This window comes from Sphingomonas parapaucimobilis NBRC 15100, assembly GCF_000787715.1.
GTDB classification, from domain to species: Bacteria; Pseudomonadota; Alphaproteobacteria; order Sphingomonadales; family Sphingomonadaceae; genus Sphingomonas; species Sphingomonas parapaucimobilis.
In genome coordinates, this window is record NZ_BBPI01000048.1 from 36931 (window position 1) to 44619 (window position 7689).

The window sequence follows — 7689 nt, forward strand, 5'->3', positions numbered from 1 at the left end:
CGCATCGCGCCCGGAAAAAACTTGCCGTTCGCGTTGCCGCATTAACCACGGTTTTACCAAACAGGGGCCATTGCGGAGTCACGAAAGGACTCCACGCCAGATGTCGTCGATTCACCCCTCCGCTGCGCTCGTTAAGCAGAAATATGCGCTGATCTCCGGGCTGCGCGCCCAGGGCATGGCCATTGCCGAGCAGGGCGCGGCCGCCCAGGCCGGGGACCTGTTCCTCGTCACCGACGGCGACGTGGTCGAGCATCCGGCACGCACCGTCGTCGTGTCCGACGGTCCGGTCCCCGCCATCACCCCGGCGATCGGCGGCCACCCGGCCCGCGTGACCTATTCCGCCGCCGAAGCAGGCGTCGGCAACAGCTTCGTCCGCGCCCTGCTGGCGGGCTCGGCCATGCCGACCGCCGCCGACCCGGAAAGCCTGGCGCTCTTCACCCTGGCCGAGCGCGTGGCCCAGGCGGACATCACCGTCCTGATCAACGGCCCGACCGGCACCGGCAAGGAAGTCGTGGCCCGCGCCATCCATGCGCAGTCGACCCGCGCCAACAAGCCCTTCGTCGCGATCAACTGCGCCGCGCTCCCGGAGTCGATGCTGGAGGCGCTGCTCTTCGGCCACCAGAAGGGTGCGTTCACCGGCGCGGCACAGGCGGGCGAAGGCTTTTTCCGCGCGGCGGACGGCGGCACGCTGCTGCTCGACGAGATTGCCGAGATGCCGCTCCAGCTCCAGGCCAAGCTGCTCCGCGTGCTGCAGGAGCGCGAGGTGATCCCGCTCGGCGCGTCGATGCCGCAGTCGGTCGACGTCCGCGTCATCGCCTGCGCCAACCGCGACCTCCAGGCCGAAGTGGCAGCGGGCCGGTTCCGCGCCGACTTGTACTATCGCCTGTCGGTCTTCCCGCTGACCACCAAGCCGCTGTGCGAGCGTCGCATGGACATCCCCGCGCTCGCCGCGACGATGATCCTGCGCCACGCCGCCGGTCGCACCGCCATTCCGTGGCCCAGCGCGGCGGCGATCGACAAGCTGGCCATGCACAATTGGCCTGGCAATGTCCGCGAGCTGGAAAACGTCATCCAGCGCGCGCTGCTGTTCGCCGGTGGCGCGACGATCGAGCCCGAGCATATCGTGTTCGACCGTCCGATGGTCGCCAACGACCTGGACGACGAGCCGCTGACCGTGACGACCGCGGAAGCGACGCTCGGCAAGGTCGTGCAGATGAGCGAGTTCGCCGCGATCCGCGAGATGCTGGCCGCATGCGGCGGCAATCGGGTCGAGACTGCCAAGCGCCTGGGGATTTCGGAGCGCACGCTGCGCTACCGCCTCGCCAAGGCGCGCGAACAGGGCGAGGAGATCATCCGACCCTCTAGCCGGGCCGTGATGGCATGAGCGTCGGTGGTGTCGGCGGTGCGATGAGCGTCGACCGGGTGATGGCGCTTCGTGCCCAGATCCTGGAACGCAATCAGGCACTCAAGGCGGCAAGCCAGGCCGGTGCCAACCAGGCGGCACAGGCCGCCCAGACTCAGCCGGTGGCTCCGCCGACCAGCTTTGCCGATACGCTCGAGTCCGCGCTGAAGGGCGTGAACGAAGGCCAGCAACAGGCCGCCCGCCTGTCCGAATCCTACGAACGCGGCGAAACGGTCGACATCGCCAAGGTGATGATGGCCCGCCAACAGGCATCGGTCGGGTTCGAGGCGACCCTGCAGGTCCGTAACAAACTCCTGTCCGCCTATAAGGACATCATGAGCATGCCGGTGTAAGATGAGCACTGCCCTCACCCCCGCATCGACCAATCCCGCACCGGCCCTGCCGCCGCTGCCGGAAAAGTTCGCCAACCCGCTTCGCCAGATCAAGTCGGTGATGGCGCAGCCCGCCGTCCGCCGTTCCGCGCCGATGGCGATGCTGATCGGACTGATCGCCGCCGCCGCGCTTGCCTGGATGGCGCTGTCCAGCGCGCCGCAGAAGACGCTGTTCGACAATCTGTCGGACGCGGACAAGCAGGCGGTGACGACCGCGCTGTCCGCCGCGAACATCAAGAGCAAGATCAACGACGGCACCGGCGCGCTGACCGTGAACGAGGAGGATTATTCCCGGGCACGGATGCTGCTGGCGGGCCAGGGCCTGCCCAAGCAGGCACCCGGCGGCTATGCGATCCTCGACCAGTTGCCGATGGGCGTCAGCCGCGCGGTCGAGGGCGAACGCCTTCGCCAGGCGCGCGAGAGCGAACTGGCGCGCTCGATCGAGGAGATCGACGCGGTGGCCGAGGCGCGCGTCCACCTCGCCACGCCTGACGCCTCGCCCTTCATCCGCGACAAGTCCTCGCCCTCCGCTTCGGTGGTGCTGAAGCTGAACGCCGGGCGCTCGCTGTCGGAATCGCAGGTCCAGTCGATCGTCAACCTCGTCGCTTCGTCGGTGCCGGGCATGAAGCCCGAGGACGTGACCGTGGTCGACCAGATGGGTGGCCTGCTGTCCAAGAAGGGCGCGGACGGCGCGACCGGCGATGATCGCCGCATCGATTTCCAGCGCCGCCTGGAGGAGAAGTACCGCACCCAGCTGATCCAGCTGCTGACCCCGCTGGTGGGTGCTGGCAACTTCACCGCCGAGGTGCAGGCCGACGTCAACCTCGACGAGACCAGCGCGACCAGCGAGCGCTATGACAAGGACGGCGCGCTGCGCGCCGAAACCGGCAACTGGACCGGCAACCAGAAGGATCCGACCACGCCGGGCGGCATTCCGGGTGCGCTGTCCAACACGCCGCCGCCCGCCAGCACGCTGCAACAGCCGCAGCCCGCGAACGGCGCGAACGGTGCGCCGCCCGCCGATGGCAAGCCGGTAGCCGGTGGCCCGGGCCTGAACCCCGAGAAGCAGTCCGACGCCTTCCAGCGCGCCTATGACCTGAACAAGGAAGTGTCGGTGACGCGCGCCACGCCGGGTTCGATCAAGCGGCTGACCGTGGCCGTCCTGCTGCGCGACCCCGCCACCGGCAAGCGCAGCCAGATGGAGATCACCCAGATTTCCGACCTGGTGAAGTCGGCGGTCGGCTTCGACCAGCAGCGCAACGACAATGTCACCGTCATCAGCCGCAAGTTCGCCGACCCAGGCCTCGACGACAAGCGCGCCTGGTACGACAATAGCTGGCTGCCCATCGTGGCGCGCAATGCGACCGCGCTCTTGATCGCGCTGCTGGTCCTGCTGCTCGGCGTGCGTCCGCTGGTGAAGGCCATGTCGAAGAAGAAGGACGATGCCCAGGGCAAGGCCCTGCCGATGGGGGCCGCCGACGGCGCGACCGAAGGGGCCGGCAACGTCCTGCTCGGCGCCGATGGTCAGCCGGTGATCGGCCCCGACGGCCAGCCCGTGCGCATCGGCCCCGATGGCCAGCCCATGTGGGTCGGCGCGGACGGCCAGCCCATGGCCGGCATGATCGGCCAGCAGCCGCCCGCCGTGACGCTGGACGAGATCGAAGAGACCAACAATTTCGACGAGCGGATCACCAAGGTACGTGGCTTCACTCGCGACAACCCGGCGCGCGCCGCGCTCGCCGTGCGTGACATGATCCGTTCGGAGGCGCAGCAATAATGGCCTCCGCCGAAGAAGGGCGCGTCTATTCGGGGGTCGAACGCGCTGCGGTCCTGATGATGCTGGTCGGCGAGGAAGAAGCCGCTGCCATCCTCCAGAAGCTGGAACCCGATGAAGTGCGCGAGTTGGGCAAGGCGATGTATTCGATCGCCGATGTCAGCGAGCAGGATGTCGGCTTCGTGCTCGACGATTTCGTCGGCTGTGCCCGCGCCCGCGCCTCGATCGCGTTCCAGCCCAAGCCGATCGTCGAGAATGTCATGAACCGTGCGCTCGGCCCCGAGCGCGCCAGCAGCGTCCTGTCGCGCATCGTGCCCGCCGAGGCGCAGTGCGAGATCGAGATGCTCGGCTGGCTGGATCCGATCGACATCGCCAAGATCGTCGAGAAGGAACATCCGCAGATCGGCGCGGTCCTGATCGCCAATTGCGATCCGGCCGTTGCGGGCAAGGTGCTGGAACTGCTGCCCGATGCGATGCAGCCCGACATCCTGCACCGTGTCGCCCGGCTGGGTCCGGTGACGCCGCAGGCGATCGAGACGCTGAACAGCGTGCTCAAGCGCTGGAGCGAAGGCGGCAGCGGCGGCCAGGGCCTGGCCATGGGCGGTTCGCGCGAGGCGGCCAAGATCCTGTCGAGCGCGCGCAAGGCGACCGAGCAGCGGGTCATGCCCAAGCTGTTCAAGATCGACCGCGACGTCGCCAAGCAGATCGAGGAGGCGCTGTTCATCTTCGACAACCTGCTCGACATGGACGACAAGAATCTCGGCACGCTCATCCGCAATGTCGATGGCGAAGTCCTCACCCGCGCGCTCAAGGGCGCGGACGAGGCGGCGCGCGAACGGTTCCTGGGCTGCATGTCGGCGCGTGCGGCGGCGGGTATCCGCGACGAGATCGAATCGCGCGGTCCGATGAAGCTGTCCGAAGTGCTCGAAGCGCAGAAGTCGATGATCACCACCGCCCGCAACCTGGCCAAGGAAGGCACGATCATGATGGGCGGAGGCGAGGACGATTATGTCTGATTTCGTCGCTGGTTTCTCCGCGCGCCAGAATGCGGCGGCCGCCGCGCTGCAACAGGCGTTCGCGCCCCCCGGCGGCTTTGCGCCATCGGGCATGCCGGGCCTGAACATCGACCTGGGTTCCGGGCCGATCTCGTTCCGCCCGCAGGCCCCGACCGGCGGGCTGGGCGCGACGGCGGCCGACAATGCCGCCCCCGGCCAGCCGCGCCATTTCCATCCCGCCAGCCGCGATCACGATCCGACCGAAGGCTGGGATCCCTTTGCCGCGTGCGAGGATCCCGTCGAACCGGCGGTCGATCCGCTCGCCGCCGCCCATGCCTCGGGTCATGCCGAGGGCTATGCCGAAGGGCTGGCCGCCGCCCAGCGTCAGTTCCAGGCGCAGGCCGAGGCCGAGGCGCGCGACGGCCGGATGGTCGATTCCATCGCCGAGGCGCTGTCGGCCCGCGTCGATCGCCAGGCATTGGCCGAACAGCTGCGCCAGACCGTGCTGATGCTGGTCGGCAAGCTGGTCGGAGAGATCGGCGTCGATGCCGACCGGCTGACCGGCCGGATCGAGGCGGCGATGGACCTGCTGTCCGATGCCAAGGAAGCCGCGATGCTGCGCGTCCATCCCGATGACGTGGCGCTGCTGGCCGAGCGCCTGCCGCAGACCGTGTTCCCCGTCGGCGATCCGAATGTGGAGCGCGGCGGCTTCGTCCTCGAAAGCGCCTCGACCATCGTCGAGGACGGCCCCTCGCTATGGCTCGACCAACTCGCCGCCGCGATCGACAAGGTTCCCGTTCCCCAATGCTGAACCGTTTCACGACCGATTATCTGGAAACGCTGTCCCAGGCGGATTTCGCGCCGCGCCCGGTCGTGGCGGGTCGGCTGGCCTCCTATGACGGGCTGCTGATGGAAGCGGTCGGACTGTCGCTGCCGGTCGGCACCGTCTGCACGATTGGAGAGAGGGGCGGCGAGAAGGACGGGCACTGCGTCGAGGCCGAGGTGATCGGTTTCCGCAACGGCCGCACGCTGATGATGAATCTGGGGGGCCCCGCCCCCCTGCTCCCGCGCGCCCCGGTGCGCCCGCTCGGCCCTCCGGGCGAGGCGGAGGTGGGCGCGGCGATGCTGGGCCGCGTGGTCGACGGGTCGGGCAAGCCGATCGATGGCCTGGGTCCCATTCGCGGCGCCAGCCACTGGCCGCTGGCGGGCAAGATGCAGTCGCCGCTCGACCGGGGCCGCGTGCTGGAGCCGATGGACGTCGGCGTGCGCGCGATCAACGGGCTGCTGACCATCGGTCAGGGTCAGCGCGTCGGCATCATGGCGGGGTCGGGCGTCGGCAAGTCGGTGCTGCTGGGCATGATGGTCCGCGCGGCCCGCGCCGACGTCATCGTCATCGGCCTGATCGGCGAGCGTAGCCGCGAAGTCGCCGACTTCCTCGAGACCAAGGTCGCGGGCGCGGCCCGCGCACGCTCGGTCGTGGTCGCGGTGCCCGCCAACCATTCGCCGGTGCTGCGTATCCGGGGTGCCTTGCGCGCCACCGCCATTGCCGAGGCGTTCCGCGCCGAGGGCAAGAAGGTGCTGCTCATCATGGATTCGCTGACCCGCGTCGCCCATGCCGGGCGCGAGATCGGGCTGGCGCTGGGCGAACCCGCCTCGGCGCGCGGCTATCCGCCTTCGGCCATCGCGATGCTGCCCAACCTCATCGAGCGGGCGGGGGCGGATGCGCACGGGACCGGATCGATCACCGCCATCTATACCGTGCTGGCGGACGGCGACGACGGCAACGACCCGGTCGTCGACTCGGCGCGGTCGATCCTCGACGGGCATATCGTGCTCAACCGCCATCTGGCCGAGCGCGGCGTCTATCCCGCCATCGATATCGGTCCCTCGGTCAGCCGCGTGATGACCGATATCGTCGGCCGCCCGCATGCCCAGGCCGCGCGGACGCTGCGCCGTCATCTGGCGACCTATGAGGAGAATCGCGATCTCGTCCTGATGGGCGCGTATCGCGCGGGCGCGGACCCGGCGATCGACGCCGCCATCGCCTGCCACCCGGCGGTGATGGAATATATCCGGCAGGACGCCGACGAGGTCGTGCCGCTCGACCATGCGGTCGAGGAGCTGGTGGGGATTTTCGGCCAGCCGATCGGCTGATCCGTTTTCAAGGGGGGACATGAATGGCATCGCGGCAACAGACGATGCTGACCCGGCTTCACCGGGTCCGCACGCTGCAACTCAACCTGACCATGGCCGACGAGGCGCGCGCGCAGGAGCGGGTCGCCTCCGAACACCAGCTGTCGCAGCGTATCGGCCAGCTGATCGAGGCGGTGACGCCTGCCCCGGCCGTCACCGCGTCCGCCGCGTCGCTGATGGCGAAGGCGCATTTCCGCCACCGCCTGCTCGAATCGGCCGATGCCGCGACCGCGCGCATCCAGGTGGCCGAGCATCGCGCCGCCCAGGCGGGCGAACAGACCAGGGCGGCCAAGCGCGACCAGACCGCCGTCGAGAAGCTGATGGATCGCGCACGCCTGGCCGCGATCCGCGCAGAGATGCGCGCGCTGGAGGACATGCCCGCCAGCGGCGGTGCGCGTCGCAACCGGCACGATCCTTGCTGACAGACCTGTCATGATGTCCTCCATCTCCTCGCTGACGCCCTCCGGCACCGCTTCCGCCCGCTTGGGCGCCGGGGCTGGCGCGGGCGATCCGATGGCCTCCGCCTTCGCGATGCTCTTCGCGCTGATGCCCGGCATGGGCGATACGTCGGGTTCGGACAGCGCCGAAGGCGCGCCCCGGTCGGACGGCGACACGACCAAGGACGGCAGCCCAACCGAAAAGGACGGCAAGGACGTGCCGAGCGACGCCGCCGCCTTGCCGGTGATGCCGTTCGCGATCCCGACCCTCTCGCTCACGCCCCTCGAACCCGTCGCGTCGCCGGTTGTCGCGTCCGGCCGCTCGCCCGCGCCGATCACCACGCTTCTGGCGGCCATGCCGACCCTGCCGGACGCCGGGTCCACGCCAACGACCGCGCCGCTCGCCAGCGCCGCCGCGCCCGATCCGAGCAGGATGCCGGTCGCAACAGGCCAGCCGATCACCTTCGATCCTCTCAAGGGAACGATGCCGGTCCCC

The 7689-nt window shown here is 69.2% G+C and carries 8 protein-coding genes; all 8 read left to right on the top strand.

Annotated elements, in window-relative coordinates; translation table 11 throughout:
- Positions 1–100: 100 nt before the first annotated feature.
- A complete protein-coding gene (locus SP5_RS09175; RefSeq protein ID WP_042487348.1) occupies positions 101–1384 on the top strand; it encodes a sigma-54 interaction domain-containing protein in 1284 nt (427 codons plus the stop codon).
- A complete protein-coding gene (gene fliE, locus SP5_RS09180) occupies positions 1381–1755 on the top strand; it encodes a flagellar hook-basal body complex protein FliE (RefSeq protein ID WP_007406156.1) in 375 nt (124 codons plus the stop codon). The genes SP5_RS09175 and fliE overlap by 4 nt, the downstream gene beginning before the upstream one ends.
- 1 nt (position 1756) lies before the next feature.
- Positions 1757–3571, top strand: coding sequence for a flagellar basal-body MS-ring/collar protein FliF (gene fliF / locus SP5_RS09185; RefSeq protein WP_042487351.1), 1815 nt, complete (start codon positions 1757–1759; stop codon positions 3569–3571).
- Positions 3571–4584: a flagellar motor switch protein FliG gene (gene fliG / locus SP5_RS09190; protein ID WP_042487354.1), complete on the top strand. Its 1014-nt coding sequence runs from the start codon at positions 3571–3573 to the stop codon at positions 4582–4584. Before fliF ends, fliG begins: the two co-directional genes overlap by 1 nt.
- Positions 4577–5374: a FliH/SctL family protein gene (locus SP5_RS09195; RefSeq protein WP_042487358.1), complete on the top strand. Its 798-nt coding sequence runs from the start codon at positions 4577–4579 to the stop codon at positions 5372–5374. Before fliG ends, SP5_RS09195 begins: the two co-directional genes overlap by 8 nt.
- Complete coding sequence (locus SP5_RS09200; RefSeq protein ID WP_042487361.1) at positions 5368–6717, top strand: FliI/YscN family ATPase; 1350 nt, start codon at positions 5368–5370, stop codon at positions 6715–6717. Before SP5_RS09195 ends, SP5_RS09200 begins: the two co-directional genes overlap by 7 nt.
- 23 nt (positions 6718–6740) lie before the next feature.
- On the top strand, positions 6741–7178 hold the full coding sequence (locus tag SP5_RS09205) for a hypothetical protein (protein WP_042487364.1): 438 nt from the start codon (positions 6741–6743) through the stop codon (positions 7176–7178).
- A 10-nt stretch (positions 7179–7188) separates the two neighbouring features.
- Positions 7189–7689: hypothetical protein (locus SP5_RS09210; protein WP_042487367.1), on the top strand; the 501-nt coding region annotated here is incomplete at its 3' end.